The sequence below is a fragment of the Micromonospora luteifusca genome (assembly GCF_016907275.1).
Lineage (GTDB): Bacteria > Actinomycetota > Actinomycetes > Mycobacteriales > Micromonosporaceae > Micromonospora > Micromonospora luteifusca.
Genome location: NZ_JAFBBP010000001.1, coordinates 4,073,260 through 4,091,834, shown reverse-complemented (window position 1 = coordinate 4,091,834; position 18,575 = coordinate 4,073,260). Strand labels below are relative to the sequence as shown.

General features: G+C 71.2%; 15 protein-coding genes. 8 read left to right on the top strand and 7 right to left on the bottom strand.

Going from position 1 to position 18,575, the window contains the following annotated elements; all coding sequences use genetic code 11:
• Nucleotides 1-145: 145 nt before the first annotated feature.
• Nucleotides 146-1,765: a DUF885 domain-containing protein gene (locus tag JOD64_RS18640; RefSeq protein ID WP_204943386.1), complete on the bottom strand. Its 1,620-nt coding sequence runs from the start codon at nucleotides 1,763-1,765 to the stop codon at nucleotides 146-148.
• Between the two features lie 146 nt (nucleotides 1,766-1,911).
• Here JOD64_RS18640 and JOD64_RS33085 point away from each other — a divergent pair, with 146 nt between their 5' ends.
• From JOD64_RS33085 to JOD64_RS18615, 5 genes are all read left to right on the top strand, one after another.
• On the top strand, nucleotides 1,912-2,391 hold the full coding sequence (locus tag JOD64_RS33085; protein WP_204943385.1) for a YbaB/EbfC family nucleoid-associated protein: 480 nt from the start codon (nucleotides 1,912-1,914) through the stop codon (nucleotides 2,389-2,391).
• Nucleotides 2,388-2,729, top strand: a complete 342-nt coding sequence (locus JOD64_RS18630) for a WXG100 family type VII secretion target (protein ID WP_204943384.1) — start codon at nucleotides 2,388-2,390, stop codon at nucleotides 2,727-2,729. Before JOD64_RS33085 ends, JOD64_RS18630 begins: the two co-directional genes overlap by 4 nt.
• A gap of 3 nt (nucleotides 2,730-2,732) precedes the next feature.
• Nucleotides 2,733-3,227, top strand: a complete 495-nt coding sequence (locus JOD64_RS18625) for a WXG100-like domain-containing protein (protein WP_204943383.1) — start codon at nucleotides 2,733-2,735, stop codon at nucleotides 3,225-3,227.
• Between the two features lie 280 nt (nucleotides 3,228-3,507).
• Nucleotides 3,508-3,918 (top strand): hypothetical protein, encoded by a 411-nt coding sequence (locus JOD64_RS18620; protein ID WP_204943382.1) that lies wholly within the window; start codon nucleotides 3,508-3,510, stop codon nucleotides 3,916-3,918.
• Nucleotides 3,918-4,361, top strand: coding sequence for an SUKH-3 domain-containing protein (locus JOD64_RS18615; RefSeq protein WP_204943381.1), 444 nt, complete (start codon nucleotides 3,918-3,920; stop codon nucleotides 4,359-4,361). The genes JOD64_RS18620 and JOD64_RS18615 overlap by 1 nt, the downstream gene beginning before the upstream one ends.
• 40 nt (nucleotides 4,362-4,401) lie before the next feature.
• On the opposite strand, the gene JOD64_RS18610 is transcribed toward JOD64_RS18615, so the two are convergent.
• The 3 genes from JOD64_RS18610 to mfd all read right to left on the bottom strand — a co-directional run bounded on the left by JOD64_RS18610 (nucleotide 4,402) and on the right by mfd (nucleotide 9,936).
• Nucleotides 4,402-5,373, bottom strand: a complete 972-nt coding sequence (locus tag JOD64_RS18610) for a nucleoside triphosphate pyrophosphohydrolase (protein WP_204943380.1) — start codon at nucleotides 5,371-5,373, stop codon at nucleotides 4,402-4,404.
• 2 nt (nucleotides 5,374-5,375) lie between these two features.
• Nucleotides 5,376-6,230 (bottom strand): hypothetical protein, encoded by an 855-nt coding sequence (locus JOD64_RS18605; RefSeq protein WP_204943379.1) that lies wholly within the window; start codon nucleotides 6,228-6,230, stop codon nucleotides 5,376-5,378.
• A 64-nt stretch (nucleotides 6,231-6,294) separates the two neighbouring features.
• Nucleotides 6,295-9,936: a transcription-repair coupling factor gene (mfd, locus tag JOD64_RS18600; RefSeq protein WP_204943378.1), complete on the bottom strand. Its 3,642-nt coding sequence runs from the start codon at nucleotides 9,934-9,936 to the stop codon at nucleotides 6,295-6,297.
• Nucleotides 9,937-10,189: 253 nt separating this feature from the next.
• Between mfd and JOD64_RS18595 the strand changes: the two genes are divergently transcribed.
• On the top strand, nucleotides 10,190-11,104 hold the full coding sequence (locus JOD64_RS18595; protein WP_204943377.1) for a cyclase family protein: 915 nt from the start codon (nucleotides 10,190-10,192) through the stop codon (nucleotides 11,102-11,104).
• 58 nt (nucleotides 11,105-11,162) lie between these two features.
• On the opposite strand, the gene JOD64_RS18590 is transcribed toward JOD64_RS18595, so the two are convergent.
• Together JOD64_RS18590 and JOD64_RS18585 are read right to left on the bottom strand one after the other, a co-directional pair.
• A complete protein-coding gene (locus JOD64_RS18590; RefSeq protein ID WP_204946134.1) occupies nucleotides 11,163-11,813 on the bottom strand; it encodes a response regulator transcription factor in 651 nt (216 codons plus the stop codon).
• Nucleotides 11,814-11,818: 5 nt separating this feature from the next.
• The gene (locus JOD64_RS18585) at nucleotides 11,819-13,093 is read right to left on the bottom strand and encodes a sensor histidine kinase (protein WP_204943376.1); all 1,275 of its coding nucleotides are present in this window, start codon (nucleotides 13,091-13,093) and stop codon (nucleotides 11,819-11,821) included.
• A gap of 189 nt (nucleotides 13,094-13,282) precedes the next feature.
• On the opposite strand from JOD64_RS18585, the gene JOD64_RS18580 reads away from it, so the two are divergent.
• Entirely contained in the window at nucleotides 13,283-14,443 is a 1,161-nt protein-coding gene (locus tag JOD64_RS18580) for a serine hydrolase domain-containing protein (RefSeq protein WP_204943375.1), read from the top strand.
• 34 nt (nucleotides 14,444-14,477) lie between these two features.
• On the opposite strand, the gene JOD64_RS18575 is transcribed toward JOD64_RS18580, so the two are convergent.
• Nucleotides 14,478-15,518 carry a S66 family peptidase gene (locus JOD64_RS18575; protein WP_204943374.1) on the bottom strand — a complete coding sequence of 347 codons (1,041 nt, stop codon included), beginning with the start codon at nucleotides 15,516-15,518 and terminating at the stop codon, nucleotides 14,478-14,480.
• A gap of 233 nt (nucleotides 15,519-15,751) precedes the next feature.
• Here JOD64_RS18575 and ppc point away from each other — a divergent pair, with 233 nt between their 5' ends.
• Nucleotides 15,752-18,538, top strand: a complete 2,787-nt coding sequence (gene ppc / locus JOD64_RS18570; protein WP_204943373.1) for a phosphoenolpyruvate carboxylase — start codon at nucleotides 15,752-15,754, stop codon at nucleotides 18,536-18,538.
• The last annotated feature ends 37 nt before the right edge of the window (nucleotides 18,539-18,575 follow it).

The window sequence follows — 18,575 nt, the reverse complement described above, 5'->3', positions numbered from 1 at the left end:
CGGGGATGTTGCTGCTTCCGGCGCGGTGGAAACAGCAACATCGGCGACGTTGTGCGGATCTTGCGCGGGGACGCGGACCTTGCGCGGGGGTGTGGACCTTGCGCGGGGGTGTGGATCCTGCGCGGGGAGCGGCGGTCGGGCGTCCTCAGAGACCGAGCAGAGTGCGCAGGTGGCGCGGGGGCGGGCAGTCGTGGGCGAGCATCGCGTCGTGCCAGTCGCGGATCGACACCCCGTCCGGGCGTGCCGCGGCGATCTCGGCGACCTCGGTGTAGCCGACGAAGTAGGTGGAGAGCTGCGTGGAGGTGAGCTGCGCCCGGCGCCACTTGCCGGCCGCCTCTCCCTCCTCCTGAAAGCCACGCTCGGTCATCAACGCCATCGCCTCGGCCTCGGACAGGTCCTCGGCGTGCACCAACTGGTCGAGCAGCGCGTTGATGGTCATCCGCAGCTGCATCTTGAGCTGCTGCAACCGCACCGGCAGGCCGCCGAAGCCGAGCCCGGCCATCAGCTCCTCCGCGTACACCGCCCAGCCCTCGATGAACGGGCCGGACTCGGCCAGTGCCCGGACCCGGGTGCCACCGACGTAGCGGCGAGCGTGGGCGAGCTGGAGGAAGTGCCCCGGCATCGCCTCGTGCACCGTCAGATTGCGGATCATGTGGTCGTTGTACTCGCGGTAGAAAGACTCGACCTTGTGCGCCGGCCAGTCCGTGGGGGTGGGCGCGATGCAGTAGAAGGTGGGCACGTTCGCGGTCTCCAGCGGACCGGGCGAGTCGCAGTACGCCACCGCCACACCACGGGCGAACTCCGGCATCTCCTGGATCACGCACTTGTCGTCGACCAGGGTGATCAGGTCGTGCGCGCGGACGAAGTCGGTGGCCTCGTCCAGGGTCACCCCGGCCAGCTCGACGATGGTGCCGTCGTTCGGGTGCTCGGCGGCGAGTAGGTCCAGCGCCTGGCGTACCGCCGCGTCGTCGGCCCGACCACCGACCAGCTCGACGGCCGCCTCGCGGATCTCGGCGGTGATCCGGTCCAGGTTGGCCCAGGCGCGGCGCTGGATCTCGGCGGCGCCCAGCTCGGTGTCCAGGGTGTGCCAGAGGCGGGCCTCCCAGCGGCGTCGGCCCAGTCGCGGGTCACGGCCGGGGCTGGCGTCGGCGGCCAGGCCGACCCGCAGCCAGGCGACGAACTCCTCCAGCGCGGCGATCGCCGCGGTCGCCGCGGGCTCGACCCGGTCGAATTGGCTCGGCGCCTGGGCGAGCAGCGCCGGCAGCTCGTCGCGGATCAGCGCGGCCGTGCCGGTGAACTGCCCGACCGCCGTCTCCGCGTGGATCCGCGGCATGTCCCGCAGCGTCGCGCGGGCGGTGGCGAGAGCATCCGGTACGGCGGCGAGCCGGCCGGCGAGGCTGGTCAGCCGGACGTCCGCGGGAGCGAACGGGCGGGCGAGGAGGGCGTGCAGCAGCGGGCCGGGATTGTGCCGCAGCGGGTCCCATTCGTGGGCCCGCATCTCGGTCGACTCGAACAGCCCCCGGTCCACCAGTGAGCTGAGCAGCGCGTGGTCGACCTGCTCCTCGAGGTCCAGAGCATATGGATCGATGTCGGAGAGCGCGTCGGCGGCCTCCTTGAGCATTGCCCGGTCGGCGGCGACCGCGCCGGCCGAGAGGTCCGGCAGTCGGTCGTCGTAACGGTGGTCCCCCACGGAGGTGGCGAGCCCGGGCCGGCTCTCCAACACCGCCTCGACGATCCGCTCAGCCAGTGGCACGAAGGACTCCATGCCCCGACCCTAGACGGCACCCCTGACCCCGATCAGCCGCACCAACCCCTGGCACACCCTGTTGAGCCGATGGCCACCGGAACGGGGCTGAATGGTTTGACGGTTGTCGATAGCCTCATCAACTGGCGGCGTCAGGAGGTCCTATCGTGGAAGACGAAGGCGTGCGGGTTCCGCGCACGGACGGGCGGCTGGGTGGCCAGGGCCTCGGCACGGAGGAGTTCGACCGGCTCCTCCAGCAGGCACGGGACACGCTGGCGTCGACCCGCCGGGCCACGACAGCCACCGACGTCAGCGGGCTGGGCGCCGCTGAGGCGGTGGGCGAGGCCCTGAACGGTCTGGTGCGGGCGGTCGCAAACGCGGACGGCACCCTGTCGGACCTCACCCTGGACCCCAGGGTGCTGCGCGTGTCGCTGACCGATGTCGCCGACGGCGTACGGCAGGCGGTCAACGTGGCGCTGGCCGAAGCACGGGCCGCCGCGCAGCCGACGCTTCCGGACGACGTACCCCAGGTCGACCTCGACGCACTCGGGGAACGGATCGAGCGGATTCAGTCCGAGAGCCTTCGGCAGATGGCGACGTTCTCTCAGACGATCAACGAGACCCTCCAGCAAATGCGGCGCAGGTGAAGCCGCTGAACGTGGACCCGGAGCTGCTGCGGCAGACCGGTGGTGCACTCGACTCGGCTGCGGAGCGGGTGGACGCGCTGGTCCAGCAGGTGAGCGGCCAACTCGCGACGGCCGGGGAGGTATGGGGCGGCGACGACCTGGGCTTCCTCATCGGTGAGTGTTTCGGCGGTGCCTTCGAATTGGCCGCCGACTGCCTGGAGGCCAACACCGACGCCCTGTGGGAGTACGCCGACAGGTTGCGCGGGATGGCCGAGGCGTACGTGCGGGTGGAAGAGACGAACACTCAGCTCATGCTGGACATGGGGCGAGCCCTCGACAGCGACGCCCGGCAGGGGTGAACGATGGGTCTGCAACTTCCCGAAGAGCTCGTGTCAGTGCTCGGCTGGCTGGGTTTTTCCTGGCCGGAGGCCGACGAGGAGCGGATGTTCGAGTTCGGCCAGACCTGGTTGCGGTTGGCCGACGAGGTCGCCGTCCCGGTCACCACCTCGTCGAACGCCGCCACCAGCCTGTGGCAGAGCAACGCGGGTGAGGCAATCGACGCCTTTCAAGCCGCCTGGACCGCCCAGAGGTCACCGGCCGTCAACCTGGAGAATGCCGGGCAGGGCGCACGGATCCTGGGCGTGGCGATGATCGTCTGCGCCGGAATCGTGTTGGCGCTGAAAATCAGCGTGATCGTGCAGTTGGCACTACTCGCCGTCCAGGTCGCCCAGGCGATCGCCACCGCGGTGGCCACGGCGGGCGCCTCCCTGCTCGAGATACCGATCTTCAAGATGATCAGCGAGCTGATCATCGACCAGCTCGTCGGAATGGCCCTGGACATGATCCTCAATGGCTAGAGGCGGCCGGGGTGGTCGGGACCGGGGTGGCAACAACGCCGATCGCGGTCGCGATGGCCGGGACGGGCGCGATGGCCGCAGTGGTCGCGATGGCCGCGATGGTCGCGATGGTCGCGATGGCCGTGGCAGTCGCGGTGGCCGAGGCATGGCCTCGCCGGCCAATGAGTACTTCGACTTCCCGCCAGATGGTCCCGGAGGTCCAGCAGGTCCAGCAGGTCCCGGGGGTCCCACAGGTCCCGGGGGTCCTGCCGATCCCGGGCCGCCGGCGCAGGGTGGCGGCATGACGCCGGCCGAGAGGGACGCCCGGGCCCGGCAGCTCGCCGCGGAGAACGCGGACCGCCGTCAGCGCGAGGGACGTGAGGAGGGTGTCTCCGAGTCCGTGGTAACCCCTGATGGCCGCGAATACACGGCCAGTAGCTCGGACACCTCCTACCCTGTGCACGAACCGGGGGTGAAGGCGGTGATCGACCGGGCGGACCCTCGCGCCGACTGGCACGGGCACTGCGCCCTGCCCCGCGCCATTGAGGACGGGATGGTCCGGGACGGACTTGACCTGGAGGACTTCCGGGGAGCGTCGGTCGGCTCGTCCCAGATCGGTCCGCCAGGCAGCCGAACCCACGGGCGGTACGTCCCGCCGTGTGATAGTTGTGAGCCGCTGTTCGACGAGCTGGACCTGAGAAGGGCGATGTGATGGCCGAGGCACACGACTGGGCGTCGGAAGTCGTCGCGCACCTGACCACGGCCGGTTGGCAGCCCGAGCGGCAGGTCGACCTGCACGACTGGGCTCAGGAGCTGGCCGATGGCAGCGGCTTCCACCTGCATGCCGCGGCAGCCCGCTTCCTGAGCGAGTTCGGCGGGCTCAACGTTCCCCGCATCCGTGGCCTCGGGCACGAAGTCGCCTCGGTCACCTTCGAGCTGGATCCCCGCAACGGTGAGGGCCGCCGGGACTGGTTCCGCAGTCTCGGCTGCCCGGCTCGTGGCGAGCTCTACCCGATCGGTGACGCCGGTGGCGGGCACGCGATCCTCGCGATCGACGAGGACTCCACCGTGTTCATGCTCTTCGGCAACGAGTGCCGGCGGATCGGCACCGGTGCCGAGGCCATCGCCAACCTGGTCACCGGTCGACGCCCCTGAGCCACCTACTGCCGGCTCAGTGGTCAGGGAGACACTGCGGTCAGTCGGTCTCGGCGGCGCGGATGGCCTCGGCGTAGGCGAGGGTGGCGCGGCGGAGGGCCGCTTCCGGGTCGATGCCCGCCTCGCGGGCGGCCGCGACCGTTGCCAGGAGGCTGGCGCCCAATCGCGCCTCCGGGTCCACCTGGGTGTCGGCCAGTGGTGGCGGAACCGCTCGGCCGGCACGGGCGGCACGGCCCAGGATCTGCGCGGCCAGCGCCAGTGCGGGCTGGCTCAGCGCCACGCCGTCCAGCACCGAGCTCCGCGCCTTCTCGGCGCGTTTGATCCGCTCCCAGTTCTCGGTGATCTCCTCCAGCGTGCCCGCCTCCGCACCGGCGAAGACGTGCGGATTACGCCGGATCATCTTGTCGACCAGGCCACCCGCCACGTCGTCGATGGTCCAGCGTTCGTCCTCGGGCAACTCCTCGGCGAGCCGCGCATGCAGGACCACCTGCAACAACACGTCGCCCAACTCCTCGCGCAGCGCGTCGGTGTCGTCGGCGCTGATCGCGTCGTACGCCTCGTAGCTCTCCTCCAGCAGGTAACCGGCGAGGCTACGGTGCGTCTGCGCCCGCTTCCACGGGTCGCCGCCCGGCGAGGCCAGCCGGTCCAGCACGGCCACCGCGTCGAGCAGCCGGGCGCCCGGTGGGTCCCACGAGCCGTACATCAGCTCCATCTCGGCCAACCCTGGCTGCCGGGCCAACCGCAGGCCCAACTCCCGGGCCAGCGCCTCGTCGCCTGCGGGGCCGGCCAGCCACACGGCCGTGCCATGCGTCGCCACCGCATCCAGCAACGGCTGCGTCGCTGGCCCGTCCACGACTGTCACCTCGGCGCCCGCCTGCCGCACGGCCGTGGCCAACTCGCTCTCCGCGCCGGTCAACACCGGGTGCTGGCGTACGACGTCCCAGGCTGCGGAGGTCAGCAGGCCCGCCGGCAGCCGGGGCGAGGTGACCAGGAGGACGATCCGTGCCGTCATCCTCAGCTGGCCGTGCCCTCGGTGCCCGGGCCAGCGTCGGGGTCGGTGCCTGGTCCGGCGTCCGGGCCGGCGTCCGGGCCACCGGTCGACGGCGCCGGATCCGGAGTGGAGATGTCAGTGACCGTGCTGTCCTGGTCGAGGTAGGGCAGGTTGTACCTGCCGAAGCCGCTGTTCGGCACCTGGAGCAGGGCCGGAATTTCCAGCGTGGAGTAACGAGGGTTGACGGAGACGTCCTCCCGCTTCACCTCCTCCTGGAAGGCCGCGCTGAGGGCCACCACCGCCGAAACCTGCTGGGCAATGGCCGGATCGGCGAACGCCTCACGCTGCTGCTCGACCGTCCAGCCGGGAGGGGCAACCTTGCCTTCCACCAGCTTGTCGTAGACGGTGGCGCGCATGTCGTCAGTCAGCTCGGCCGGCGGCAGGCCCGCCTGGAGGGAAAGGAAGAGGTCGTACCAGTCGGCGGCGAGCTTCGCGTATTCGGTGCCAGGGGCCCCGAAGCTCTCACCCAACTCCTCGGCTTTGAGCTGGTCCTGCACCGGGATCTTCTTCTCCGCGATGATCCGCTTGGCCAGGTCGATCCCGACGAGCAGGTTGAGCATGTCCTGCGGGGTCGCGCCGATCTGGAGAGTCTCCGGCGAAGGAGACGCGGACGGCCCGTTCTGCTGCTGGAACGCCGTCCGGACGGTCGTCTCGTACTTTGCCTGCGCCTCGGCGTGAATCGCATCGACCCGATCCACCGAATAGGCGGTGTCACCGACGTACGCGGCGACGCCCGGTGCGGACTTGCCGCAGGCAGCGAGGGAAAGGACACCCAGGGCCGCGACGCTGGCGGCGGCGATCACACGGCGAGCACGCATGCCAGTCACTCTCTCATGCCCTCTCCCATGCTGTGACGGCCCCCACCTCACCCCGGGGCGCACCTCACCCCGCCGCGACGGCGAGCTGGGCGGGTGCACCCAGCACATCGGAGAGCAGTTGCGCGCACCACTGGAGCAGCGCCTGGTCACGCAGCGGCTCGCCACCGACCCGCCGGGTGGTCGGCCGGGGCACGCTGACCTGGTCGGTGGCCAGCTTGTAGACGGCGTCCGGGTGGTAGCGCTTGAGCCGCAGCTGCTTCGAGTCCGGTAGGGGCAGCGGGCCGAACCGTACGTGCTTGCCCTGCATGGACACGTCGGTCAGGCCGTACCGGCGAGCCAACAGGCGGAACCGGGCCACTTCCACCAGGTTCTGCACCGGGGCCGGTGGCTCGCCGTACCGGTCGGTCATCTCAGCGACCACCTCGCGCAGCCGCTCCTCGTCGCGTGCCTCGGCGAGCTTGCGGTACATCTCCAGGCGCAGCCGCTCCACGCTCACGTAGTCGTGCGGCAGGTGCGCGTCGACCGGAAGGTCGATCTTGACGTCGGGCTCGTCCTCCGACCGCTCACCCTTGAACGCGGAGACCGCCTCGCCGACCATCCGCACGTACAGGTCGAAGCCGACGCCCTCGATGTGCCCGGACTGCTCGCCGCCGAGCAGGTTGCCGGCGCCCCGGATCTCCAGGTCCTTCATCGCCACGTACATGCCGGCGCCCAACTCGGTGTGCTGGGCGATGGTCGCCAACCGCTCGTGGGCGTGCTCGGTGAGCGGCTTCTCCGGCGGGTAGAGGAAGTAGGCGTACGCCCGCTCCCGGCCCCGGCCGACCCGACCACGGATCTGGTGCAACTGGGCCAGGCCGAGCAGGTCAGCCCGTTCCACGATCAGCGTGTTGGCGTTCGGGATGTCGATGCCCGACTCGACGATCGTGGTGCAGACCAGGACGTCGAACTCCTTCTCCCAGAAGCCGACCATGACCTTCTCCAGGGCGTCCTCGCTCATCTGGCCGTGCGCCACCGCGACCCGGGCCTCGGGCACCAGCTCCCGCAGTCGCCGCGCCGCCCGGTCGATCGACTCGACCCGGTTGTGCAGGTAGAAGACCTGCCCGTCGCGGAGCAACTCGCGGTGGATGGAGGCGGCCACCTGCCGGTCGTCCTGCGCGCCCACGAAGGTGAGCACCGGGTGCCGCTCCTCCGGCGGGGTGGCGATGGTGGACATCTCCCGGATGCCGGTGATCGCCATCTCCAGGGTGCGCGGGATCGGGGTGGCCGACATGCTCAGCACGTCGACCGACGCGCGCAGCGTCTTCAGGTGCTCCTTGTGCTCGACGCCGAAGCGCTGCTCCTCATCGACGACCACCAGCCCCAACTGCTTGAAGCGGGTGGCGGTCTGCAACAGCCGGTGGGTGCCGATGACGATGTCGACGGTGCCGTCGGCGACCATCTCCAGCGTCCGTTCGGTCTCCTTCGGCGTCTGGAACCGGGACAGCTGTCGGATCTCCACCGGGAACTGGCTCATCCGCTCGGCGAACGTGTTGTAGTGCTGCTGCACCAGCAGGGTCGTCGGCACCAGCACCGCCACCTGCTTGCCGTCCTGCACCGCCTTGAACGCCGCCCGGACGGCGATCTCGGTTTTGCCGTAGCCGACGTCGCCACAGATCAGCCGGTCCATCGGGACGGTCTGTTCCATGTCCCGCTTGACCTCGTCGATCGCGGCGAGCTGGTCCGGCGTCTCCTGCCAGGGGAAGGCGTCCTCCAACTCCCGCTGCCAGGGGGTGTCCGGGCCGAACGAGTGGCCCTTGGACGCCTTGCGGGCGGCGTAGAGCTGGATCAGCTGCGCGGCGATCTCCCGAACCGCCTTACGGGCCCGGGCCTTGGACTTCTGCCAGTCCGAGCCGCCCATCTTGTGCAGGGTCGGCTGCTCGCCGCCCACGTAGCGGGAGAGCTGGTCGAGCTGGTCGGTGGGGACGAAGAGGCGGTCGCCGGGCTGGCCGCGCTTGCTGGCCGCGTATTCGATGACCAGGTATTCGCGGCTGGCGCCGTTGACCGTGCGCTGCACCAGCTCGACGTAACGGCCGATGCCGTGCTGCTCGTGCACCACGAAGTCGCCGGCCTTCAGCTCCAGCGGATCGATGGTGTTGCGCCGCCGGCTCGGCAGTTTGCGCATGTCCCGGGTCGAGGTGCCCCGACCACCCGTCACATCGTTGCCGGTGAGCAGCACGAAACGGGACGCTTCGTCGACGAATCCGCTGCTCAGCGCCCCACAGGTGACCACCAGCTCGCCGGGAACGGGCGCGGTCGGCACCTCCTCGGTCAACCGCGCGCCCAGGCCGGCGTCACGCAGCACCTCGACCGCCCGCTGGGCGGGGCCGTGCCCCTCGAAGACCAGCGCGATCGACCAGCCCTCGCTGGCCCAGCGCTTGAGGTCGTCGACCACCCGCGTGGTCTCGCCGTGGTAGAGCGGGGCCGGCTGGGCGGACAGGGTCACCGCGATGGCGTCGTCCGGGGTGACGGCGGCCTGCTCCGGCGCGTCCTCCCAGGGCTGCCGCGTCTCGGCGGTCTCCGCCTCCACCAGACCGAACGGGGACAGCGTCCACCACGGCTGGCCGAGCTTGCCCGCGGTGGCGCGGACCTCCCCGAGGGTCCGGAAGGCGGCGGCGCCGACGTCCACCGGGGCCTGGCCGCCGACCGCGGCGGCGGCCCAACTGGCCTGCAGAAACTCCTCCGAGGTACGCACCAGGTCGTGCGCCCTGGTGCGGATCCGCTCCGGGTCGCACAGCAGCACGTGGGTGCCGGCCGGCATGGCGTCCAGCAGCAGCTCCAGCGAGTCGGGGCCGACCAGCACCGGAGCGAGGGACTCCATCCCCTCCACCGGGATGCCCTCGGCCAGCTTGTCGAGGATCTCGGCCAGCTCGGGGTGCTGCTCGGCGAGTGCGGCGGCCCGATCGCGGACCGCCGGGGTGAGCAGCAACTCCCGGCAGGGCGGCGCCCACAGCAGCGGAACCTGCTCGATGGTCCGCTGGTCGGCGACGGCGAAGGTGCGGATCTCCTCCACCTCGTCGCCCCAGAACTCGACTCGGGACGGGTGCTCGTCGGTGGGCGGGAAGACGTCCAGGATGCCGCCGCGCACCGCGAACTCGCCGCGCTTGGTGACCAGGTCGACCCGGGCGTACGCCATGTCGATCAGACGGCGGGCGACCTCCTCCAGGTCTGCCTCCTCGCCGGCGGCCAGCTGCACCGGCTCCAGGTCGCCGAGGCCCTTGAGCTGCGGTTGCAGCAGCGAGCGAACCGGGGCCACGACCACCCGAAGTGGCCCGGTGCCGCCGTGCGCGTCGGTCGCCTCCGGGTGCGCCAGCCGGCGCAGCACCGCCAGCCGACGACCCACCGTGTCCGAGCGTGGGGAGAGCCGCTCGTGGGGCAGCGTCTCCCAGGAGGGGAAGACCACGATCTGCTCGGCCGGCAACAGCCCAGCCAGCGCGGCGGCGAGATCGTCGGCCTCGCGGGTGGTGGCGGTCACCGCCAGCACCGGTCGCCCGGCCCCACCACCGGCGCCGTCAGGATCGGCCGCGACGGCGGCCACCGCAAACGGGCGCAGCGCCGCCGGGGCGGTGATGTCGAGGCCGTCGACCTGGGCGGCACCGGAGCGCGCCAGGTCACGCGCCCGGGTCAGCCCGGGGTCGGCCAGGGCGGCGGAGAACAGACCGGTGAGCATGCGAGATCACTTCCCACGGATGGCACGACGATCACCCCGCGTCCAGGACGGACGGGGGGTGCACCCGGCAAGCCTATCTCCGTCGACCGACCATCTCCGGTTTCCCGCCACCTGCAGCGTCAGCGGGTTCGCAGACGTCGGGCTGACTCGCCCCGCACGGGGCCCGCTGGCCGCTCCAAGATCATGCTTCATCCAGGAAATAGCGGTCTACGCGGATCTTGACCGGCCGCTGGCGGCGTGGTCGGGTTTCGGGATGGGTGAGCAGTGGCGGGCACAGTTCGACGCGGAGGTGATCTTCGCCAACGGCGGCGGGCTACGCACCGAGGGGTTCCGGCTGGACATCCCCGGTCCGGAGATCACCGACGACGACCTGGCGGCGTTGTTCGTCCGGCACCTCGGGCTGCTGTTGGTCGCCGAGGTTCGGATCAGCGCGAAAACGATCATCGAAGAGCCGCACAAGGGCGGCCGGGGTGTCGCCGTCGATCGGCCGGCGCCCGCGCACCGGCTGGTCGAGCTGAGTCATGTGATCAGCGACGGGATGACCACCCTGCCCGGTTGGCCGGCGCCGAAGATCACCGACTGGCTGACCTTCGCGGCATCCCGCGAGCGGTACGCCCCGGGCACCGAGTTTCACGTGGCGCGGATCGACATGATCGCCAACACCGGCACGTACCTGGACACTCCCGCGCATCGCTGGGCCGGTGGCGACGACCTGGCCGGGGTGTCGCTGGACCGGCTCGCTGACCTACCCGGGGTGGTGGTCCGGGTGCCGGCCGGCACCCGGACCGTGGACCGGCTGATGCTGGCGCCCTACGAGGTGGCCGGGCGGGCAGTGCTGCTGCACACCGGGTGGGATGCGCACTTCGGCACCGAGCGGTACGGCTCGCCGGAGGCGCCGTACCTGACCGGGGACGCCGCCCAGGCTTTGGCCGACGCCGGCGCGGCCCTGGTCGGCATCGACTCGATCAACATCGACGACATGAGCCCGGCGGCCGGAGGCGGACGCCCGGCGCACAGCACGCTGCTCGCCGCCGGTATCCCGATCGTGGAGCACCTGACCGGCCTGGACGCGCTGCCGCCGAGCGGGTTCCGGTTCACCGCGGCCCCACCGATGGTGACCGGCATGGGCACCTTCCCGGTTCGCGCCTTCGCCGTCGTGAACCGCTGAAACCGCCGACGCTGACGCGTCAGCGTCGTCAACCGCTGAAACCGCCGACGCTGACGCGTCAGGTGCCGGACTGGAGGTAGCGCAGGACCGCGAGGACCCGGCGGTGATCGGTCTCCGTGGGGGGCAGGTCGAGCTTGCCGAAGATGCTGGTGATGTGTTTCTCCACGGCCCCCACGCTGAGGAACAGCACCGAGGCGATCGCCGCGTTCGACCGGCCCTCGGCCATCAGGGCCAGCACGTTCCGTTCCCGTTCGGAGATGCCGGCCAGCTCCGCGACGCCCTGGGCCGCGCCGAACAGTTGCGTCACCACCTCCGGGTCGAGCACGGTCGCGCCACTGGCGACCCGGGTGAGCGCGTCGACGAACTCGCCGACCTCGGCCACCCGGTCCTTCAGCAGGTACCCGACGCCTCCGGCACCCCCGGCGAGCAGCTGCGCCGCGTACCGGGTCTCCACGTACTGCGAGAAGAGCAGCACGGGCGTACCGGGATGGGCGGCGCGTACGGCGAGTGCGGCCCGCAGCCCTTCGTCGGTGTACGTGGGTGGCATCCGAATGTCGATCACGGCCACGTCGGGGCGGTGTTCGTCGACGGCGATCCGGAGCGCCTCCGGGTCGGCCACCGCGGCGAGTACCCGGTGCCCCCGGTCGACGAGCAGATAGCTGAGCCCGTCGCGCAGAATTCCGGAGTCCTCGGCGATGACCACTCGCAGCCCGCTCACGGCCGTACCGGGAATTCCAGGGTGACCAGCGTCGGCCCGCCGGGTGGGCTGTCGATCCGCATCGTGCCGTCCACGGTACGGGTCCGGTCGTGCAGCCCGACCAACCCGCCGCCGGGCAACCCGCGGGCCGCCGACCCGATCCTGGCTCCTCCGCCACCGTCGTCCCCGACCTGCACCCGCAGCAGACCGTCGTGTTGGCGCAGGTCGACGGTCGCCCGCCGGGCCGTGGCGTGTTTGGCGACATTGGTGAGCAGCTCGGCGACGCAGTAGTAGACGATCGTCTCGACGGCCGGTGACGGTCGGTCGCTCACCTCGACCCGTAGCTCGACGGGCACGGTGCCCCGCGCCACCAGGGTGCTCAACGCGGCCTCCAGACCGCTGTCGAGCATTGGCGGGTGGATGCCCCGGGCCAGGTCACGAAGGTCGGTGATCGCGGTCTTCGCGTCCCGGTGTGCGGTCTCCACGAGCGCCCTGGCCTCGGGCGCGGCGCCTTCGGAGAGCTTCTCCTTGGCCAACCCGAGCTTCATGGCCAGGGCGACCAGTTGCGCCTGCGTGCCGTCGTGCAGGTCACGCTCGATCCGGCGCAGCAGCGCGGCGGCGTCGTCGACGGCCAGGGCACGGGCCTCCTCAAGGTTGTCGACCCGCTCGTCGAGGCTGGTCGGGCCGAGCAGGCCACGGATCAGCAGCTCGTCCAGGAGCAGGACCAGGCGCAGCAGCGAGGGGCCGGCGAGAAGCATCCCGGCACCGATCCCGGCCAGCAGGAACGATCGGGGCCAGGTGTCGAAGAAGAAGTCGCCGAGTTGCAGGGCGGCGCGGTGCGGCCGACCCAGGCTGTCGGTGTTGACCGGCTGGATGAACTTCCACCAGAGGGGATGGCTGAGCAGAAACACCGGGTAACAGAGGAAGACCGCGATCACCGCCGTCGCGAGCAGGGTCACCGGCAGCTTGACGACCAGATAGGCCAGTGCCCGCCAACCCGTGGCATCGCCGAGGCCGGTCCGGACGTACCCCACCGGCCCGGGCCGTCGCCGGACCGGGCGTGGGTCGTCGACCCGCAGGCCGAGCGTCGCGCGGGCCAGCGCGCGGTGCAGCCGGCCCCAGCCGCGGGCGCCGAGGACGCCGGAGGACATCAGTGGAAGGCCGAGCAGCGTCAGCGAGGTCAGGCCGCCGACCACGACCGTGAGACCGGCGTACGCGAAACCGGCGACCGCCAGAGGCAGGCCGACCAGCGCGTACCCAACCTGGTTGCGGAGGTGCCGGAGTTGCGTCATCTGATCCTCCCGACCAGCCGAACGACATGCCGGCTCAGCATGCCCGGCCACGGGCCTGCGGTGCAGCCGGGCAACCCGCCGTGATCCGTCGGGTTAACCCCACCCGACCGGCGGGAGATCCGCATTCACCTGCGGTCCGCACTTCGGCAGGGTCGACGGGGACATTCGTTTCGTCGATTGGAGCAGGTCATGTCGCGTCCGCTATGGACCGTGGTGGTGTCGGTCGGTTCGTTGGTCGCCACACTCGCCGTTGCGCCCCCACCGGCCGGTGCCGACCGTCCGGGGGCGCAACGCCGGGCACTGGCTGTCGCGCTCGACCAGTTGGTCGCGGACGGCTTCCCCGGTGCGGTGGCATACGGCCGCGTGGACGGCCGACGGTGGCAGGTGGCGGCGGGGGTGGCCGACCGGGTCACCGGGGCGCGGGCCCGGCCGGACGACCGGTTCCGGATCGCCAGCAACACCAAGGCGTTCGTGTCGACCGTGCTGCTGCAACTGGTGGGTGAGGGTCGACTCACCCTCGACGACCCGGTCGAGCGGTGGCTGCCCGGGGTCGTCCGAGGTAACGGCAACGACGGCTCGACGATCACCGTCCGGCAGTTGCTCAACCACACCAGCGGCATCTGGGACCCGACCGGCGAGCGGAGCTTCTGGGCCCCGTACCTCGACGACCACGACTGGGACCGGGTCATCACGCCCCGCACGGTGATCGCCCTGGCGGTGGCGCACCGGCCGGACTTCGCACCCGGCGCCTCGTGGGGCTATTCGAACACCAACTACCTGTTGGCGGGCCTGATCATCGAGGCGGTCACGGGCCGGGACGCGGGAAGCGAGGTACGGCGGCGGATCGTCGGCCCGCTCGGCCTGACTCAGACCTCGTTCCCGGTCACCGATCCGAAGATCCACGGCCGGCACCTGCACGGCTACGACCTGACGGGCCGCGATGTGACCACGTTCAGCCCGTCGTACGACTGGACCGCCGGGGCGATGATCTCGACGGCGGCGGACCTGGCACGGTTCCACCGGGCGCTGTTCGGCGGGCAGCTGCTCGCGCCAGCGCAGCAGCGTGAGTTGGAGACCCTGGTGGCGACGGACGGCGGGCCGGACGGGTACGGCCTGGGCGTGCAACGGATGACGGTCCCCTGCGCCGCGGGTCCGACCCAGGTGTGGACGACCGACGGCGGCGGGCCCGGCTTCACCAGCATCGCGGTGACCAGCCTGGACAACTCCCGACAGCTTGTCCTCGCCGGCAACGTCTACGACATCGACCGGGACGTTCGGGGCCTGCCGCCGGTGCCGGCGAGCGCGGGTTCCCTGGCCGCGATGCAGTCGGTCCTCTGCACGACAGACTGAACCCGACCGGCGGCGAGATCCCCGCGCCGGCGCGTCAGTAGCGCACCGCGATCCGGCGGTCGACCGCGTCGACCAGGATCTCGCCGCCGTACGGGATGATCAACTGCGGGTCGGTGTGACCGAGGTCGACGTCGAAGACCACCACCGCGTCCGGGTTGTACGGCGTGAGGGCGCGGATGATCGCCTCCCGCTGGGCCGCTCCCCACGCCGACCGCTCCGGTACCGACAGCGGCCGGTCGAAGTTCCACGCCTTCGGCCGGCCGACGACGATCGCCGGGAAGGCGGCGAGCAGCCCCCGCTCCCCCATGTTCCGCACGATCCGGAACACCTCCTGCGCGCTTGGCATCTCCTGGGAGGTCTCGAAGAGCAGCACGGACCCGTCCAACTCGGCGACGGTCGGCACCCGGTCGGTGGCCATCAGCCAGTGCAGGATCTCCAGACAGCCACCCCAGGTACGCCCTCGCACCACCCGTTCCGGCCCCTGCCACCGCCAGCCCTCGCCGGGCAGCATCTCCGGCTCGTACTCCAGCGTCTCGGGCTCGGTCCACGGGTTGGGCCGGTCCCCCCAGGCGGGCGCGGGCGTCAGCTCGTACCAGTCGGAGCCGAACAGGGCGGCGCGCAGCGAGTCGAAGGTCAGCGGGTGTGGCGCGCCCGGCCGGCCGAGGTGCACCAGCACCGAACCGCCGTGGTAGGCGACGATGCCCAGCCGGTACAGGTGGTTGAGCACGTTGGTGTTGTCGGAGTAGCCGAAGTAGGGCTTCGGGTTGGCCCGGAGCACGTCGTCGTCGAGGTGCGGAGTGACCGTGATCAGGTCGTCTCCGCCGACCGTGGCCAGCACGGCGGTGATGCTCGGATCGGCGAACGCGGCGGTCAGGTCACGCGCCCGGTCGCGCGGGTCCGCCCCCATGACCCGGGTGGTCGGGTACTCCACCGGCTCCAGTCCGAACTCCTCCCGCAGCCGGCGCAGCCCCAACTCGTACACGTGGGGGAAGAGGGCGGGCAGGCCGGCGGACGGCGAGACGACCGCGACCCGGTCGCCCGGCTGTGGTTTCGTCGGGTAGTTCAACGACCTCATGATCAAACGCTAACCGCACGGCCAACTGATTTCCGCCCGGTGATTCACAAAACGGACTGCAAGCGGCCCGCTCCGGCCCCGGATCGATCGGGGACGGTGGTTGAGATCACGTCGCCAAACGCCGCCTCGGGGACAGAGGATCATCCGGGGGCCCTCCAGAGCACCGGTCCGCGCAGATACCATCCAGTAAGTCGGACAGCGCTGTCCTTCGTATCCACGTAAGGGAGCGCATCGTGACCGATCAGCACGACCACGACGGCCCGGACGCCGCGCTGCGCGCCGACATCCGCCGACTCGGCACCCTGCTCGGGCAGACCCTCGCCCGCCAGGAGGGTCGCCCGCTGCTCGACCTCGTCGAGGAGATCCGCGCCCAGGTCCGCACCGACGCCCCCGCGGCCGCCCAGCGCCTCGGCGGGCTCGACGTGACCACCGGCACCAAGCTGGCCCGCGCCTTCTCCACCTACTTCCACCTGGCCAACATCACCGAGCAGGTGCACCGTGCGCGCGACCTGCGCCGACGCCGCGCGGTGCAGGGCGGCTGGCTGGACCAGGCCGCCAAGATGATCGCCGAGCGCGGGGTGCCGGCCGAGGAGATCGCCAACGCGGCACGTCGGCTGGCGGTCCGGCCGGTCTTCACCGCGCACCCGACCGAGGCGGCCCGCCGCTCGATCCTGTCCAAGCTGCGGGCCATCGCCGACGAGTTGGACACCGAGACCGCCAACGCGATCCTCTACGGGGCCAGCGACGAGGGCCCGGCCAACCGCCGGCTGGCCGAGCTGCTGGACCTGATGTGGCAGACCGACGAGCTGCGCCTCGACCGGCCGGACCCGACCGACGAGGCCCGCAACGCCATCTACTACCTGCGCGACCTGTACGCCGAGGCCGCCCCGCAGGTGCTCGACGACCTGGCCGACACGCTGCGCACCCTCGGCGTGGAGACGTCACCGACGGCCCGGCCGCTGAGCTTCGGCACCTGGATCGGCGGCGACCGCGACGGCAACCCGTTCGTCACCCCGGCGGTCACCCGCGAGGTGCTGACCATTCAGCACGAGCACGGCATCGCGGCCACCGAGAAGGCGATGGACCACCTGATCAACGAGGTCTCGGTCTCCCGCCGGCTGCGCGGGGTGTCCCTGGACCTCTCCGCCAGCCTCGCCGCGGACCTGGACGCGCTGCCCGAGGTGGCCGCGCGGTTCCGCCGTGTCAACGCGGAGGAGCCGTACCGACTCAAGGCACGCTGTGTGAAGGCGAAGCTTGCCAACACCCGGCAGAGGTTGCGCCAGGGCACCGCGCACGTGCCGGGCCGGGACTACCGGGGCTCCGCCGAGCTGATCGCCGACCTGGACCTGCTGCGCGCCTCGCTGGCCCGCAACTCCGGGCAGCTCACCGCCGTCGGCCGGCTGGCCTCCACCATCCGTACGGTCTCCGCGTTCGGCCTGCACCTGGCCACCATGGACGTCCGGGAACACGCCGAGGCGCACCACGCGGTGCTCGCCCAGCTCTACGGGGCCGTCGGCGAGGTCTCCGACTACCCGGCGTTGACCAGGCTGGAACGCGCCAAGCTTCTCGCCGACGAGCTGACCGGCCGTCGACCGCTGTCGACCCTGGACACTCCGCTCTCCGAACCCGCCCGCAAGACGTTCGACGTCTTCGGCACCATTCGGGAGGCCCAGGACCGGTTCGGCACCGAGGTCATCGAGTCGTACATCATCTCGATGACCATGGGCGTCGACGACGTGCTGGCCGCGGTGGTGCTGGCTCGCGAGGCCGGCCTGGTGGACGTGCACAGCGGGCGGGCGCGCATCGGGTTCGTGCCGCTGCTGGAGACCCCGGCCGAGCTCAACGCCGGCGGCGAACTCCTCGACGAACTGCTGTCACTGCCCGCGTACCGGGCGCTGGTCAGCGCGCGAGGCGACGTGCAGGAGGTCATGCTCGGCTACTCCGACTCGAACAAGGAGGCCGGGATCACCACCAGCCAGTGGTCGATCCACCGAGCACAACGAGCACTGCGCGACGTGGCCGCCCGGCACGGGGTGCACCTGCGACTGTTCCACGGCCGGGGCGGCACGGTCGGGCGTGGCGGCGGGCCGACGCACGAGGCGATCCTGGCCCAGCCGTACGGCACGCTCGACGGCGCGATCAAGGTGACCGAGCAGGGCGAGGTCATCTCCGACAAGTACACCCTGCCCTCGCTGGCCCGGGAGAACCTGGAACTCACCCTCGCGGCGGTGCTCCAGGCCACGCTGCTGCACACCGGGCCCCGCCAGCCGGCCGAGATGTTGGAACGCTGGGACGCGACGATGGACGTGGTCTCCGAGTCGGCGTTCCGGTCGTACCGGTCGCTGGTCGAGGACCCGGACCTGCCGGCGTACTTCTGGGCGTCCACCCCCACCGAACTGCTGGGCGCGCTGAACATCGGCTCCCGGCCGGCGAAGCGCCCGAACACCGGCGCGGGGTTGTCCGGTCTGCGGGCCATCCCGTGGGTGTTCGGCTGGACGCAGACCCGGCAGATCGTGCCCGGCTGGTTCGGCGTCGGCTCCGGGCTGGCCGCCGCCCGGGAGGCCGGGTTGGCGGACGTGCTGGCCGAGATGCACCGCAACTGGCACTTCTTCCGCACGTTCCTGTCGAACGTCGAGATGATGCTGACCAAGACCGACCTGAGCATCGCCCGCCGGTACGTCGAGACGCTGGTGCCGAAGAAGCTGCACCCGATCTTCGAGCAGATCGAGCAGGAGTACGAGCTGACCAAGCGGGAGGTGCTGGCGGTGACCGCCTCACCCGCCCTGCTGGAAAACTCGCCGGTGCTCCAGCGCACCCTGGCCGTACGCGACACCTACCTGGAGCCGCTGCACCATCTCCAGGTGGCACTGCTGCGGCAGTACCGGGAGTCCGGCGCCGCGGGACGGGCGATCGCCACCGCGCCGGGCGGCCGACGGGCACCGAGCGACGGCACCGCCCTGGAGCGGGCACTGCTCACCACGGTGAACGGCATCGCCGCCGGGATGCGCAACACCGGCTGATCAACAGGTACGAGAACGGGCCCCGGTCACATCGACC

What these genes read in the sequence shown, in the direction of transcription:
- JOD64_RS18625 (WP_204943383.1), top strand. Translation starts at nt 2,733, where the DNA reads ATGGGTCTGCAACTTCCCGAAGAGCTCGTGTCAGTGCTCGGCTGGCTG.
- JOD64_RS18575 (WP_204943374.1), bottom strand. Translation starts at nt 15,518, where the DNA reads ATGAGGTCGTTGAACTACCCGACGAAACCACAGCCGGGCGACCGGGTC.
- JOD64_RS18640 (WP_204943386.1), bottom strand. Translation starts at nt 1,765, where the DNA reads ATGGAGTCCTTCGTGCCACTGGCTGAGCGGATCGTCGAGGCGGTGTTG.
- JOD64_RS18595 (WP_204943377.1), top strand. Translation starts at nt 10,190, where the DNA reads ATGGGTGAGCAGTGGCGGGCACAGTTCGACGCGGAGGTGATCTTCGCC.
- JOD64_RS18580 (WP_204943375.1), top strand. Translation starts at nt 13,283, where the DNA reads ATGTCGCGTCCGCTATGGACCGTGGTGGTGTCGGTCGGTTCGTTGGTC.
- JOD64_RS18585 (WP_204943376.1), bottom strand. Translation starts at nt 13,093, where the DNA reads ATGACGCAACTCCGGCACCTCCGCAACCAGGTTGGGTACGCGCTGGTC.
- JOD64_RS18610 (WP_204943380.1), bottom strand. Translation starts at nt 5,373, where the DNA reads ATGACGGCACGGATCGTCCTCCTGGTCACCTCGCCCCGGCTGCCGGCG.
- JOD64_RS18615 (WP_204943381.1), top strand. Translation starts at nt 3,918, where the DNA reads ATGGCCGAGGCACACGACTGGGCGTCGGAAGTCGTCGCGCACCTGACC.
- JOD64_RS18605 (WP_204943379.1), bottom strand. Translation starts at nt 6,230, where the DNA reads ATGCGTGCTCGCCGTGTGATCGCCGCCGCCAGCGTCGCGGCCCTGGGT.
- mfd (WP_204943378.1), bottom strand. Translation starts at nt 9,936, where the DNA reads ATGCTCACCGGTCTGTTCTCCGCCGCCCTGGCCGACCCCGGGCTGACC.
- JOD64_RS18620 (WP_204943382.1), top strand. Translation starts at nt 3,508, where the DNA reads ATGACGCCGGCCGAGAGGGACGCCCGGGCCCGGCAGCTCGCCGCGGAG.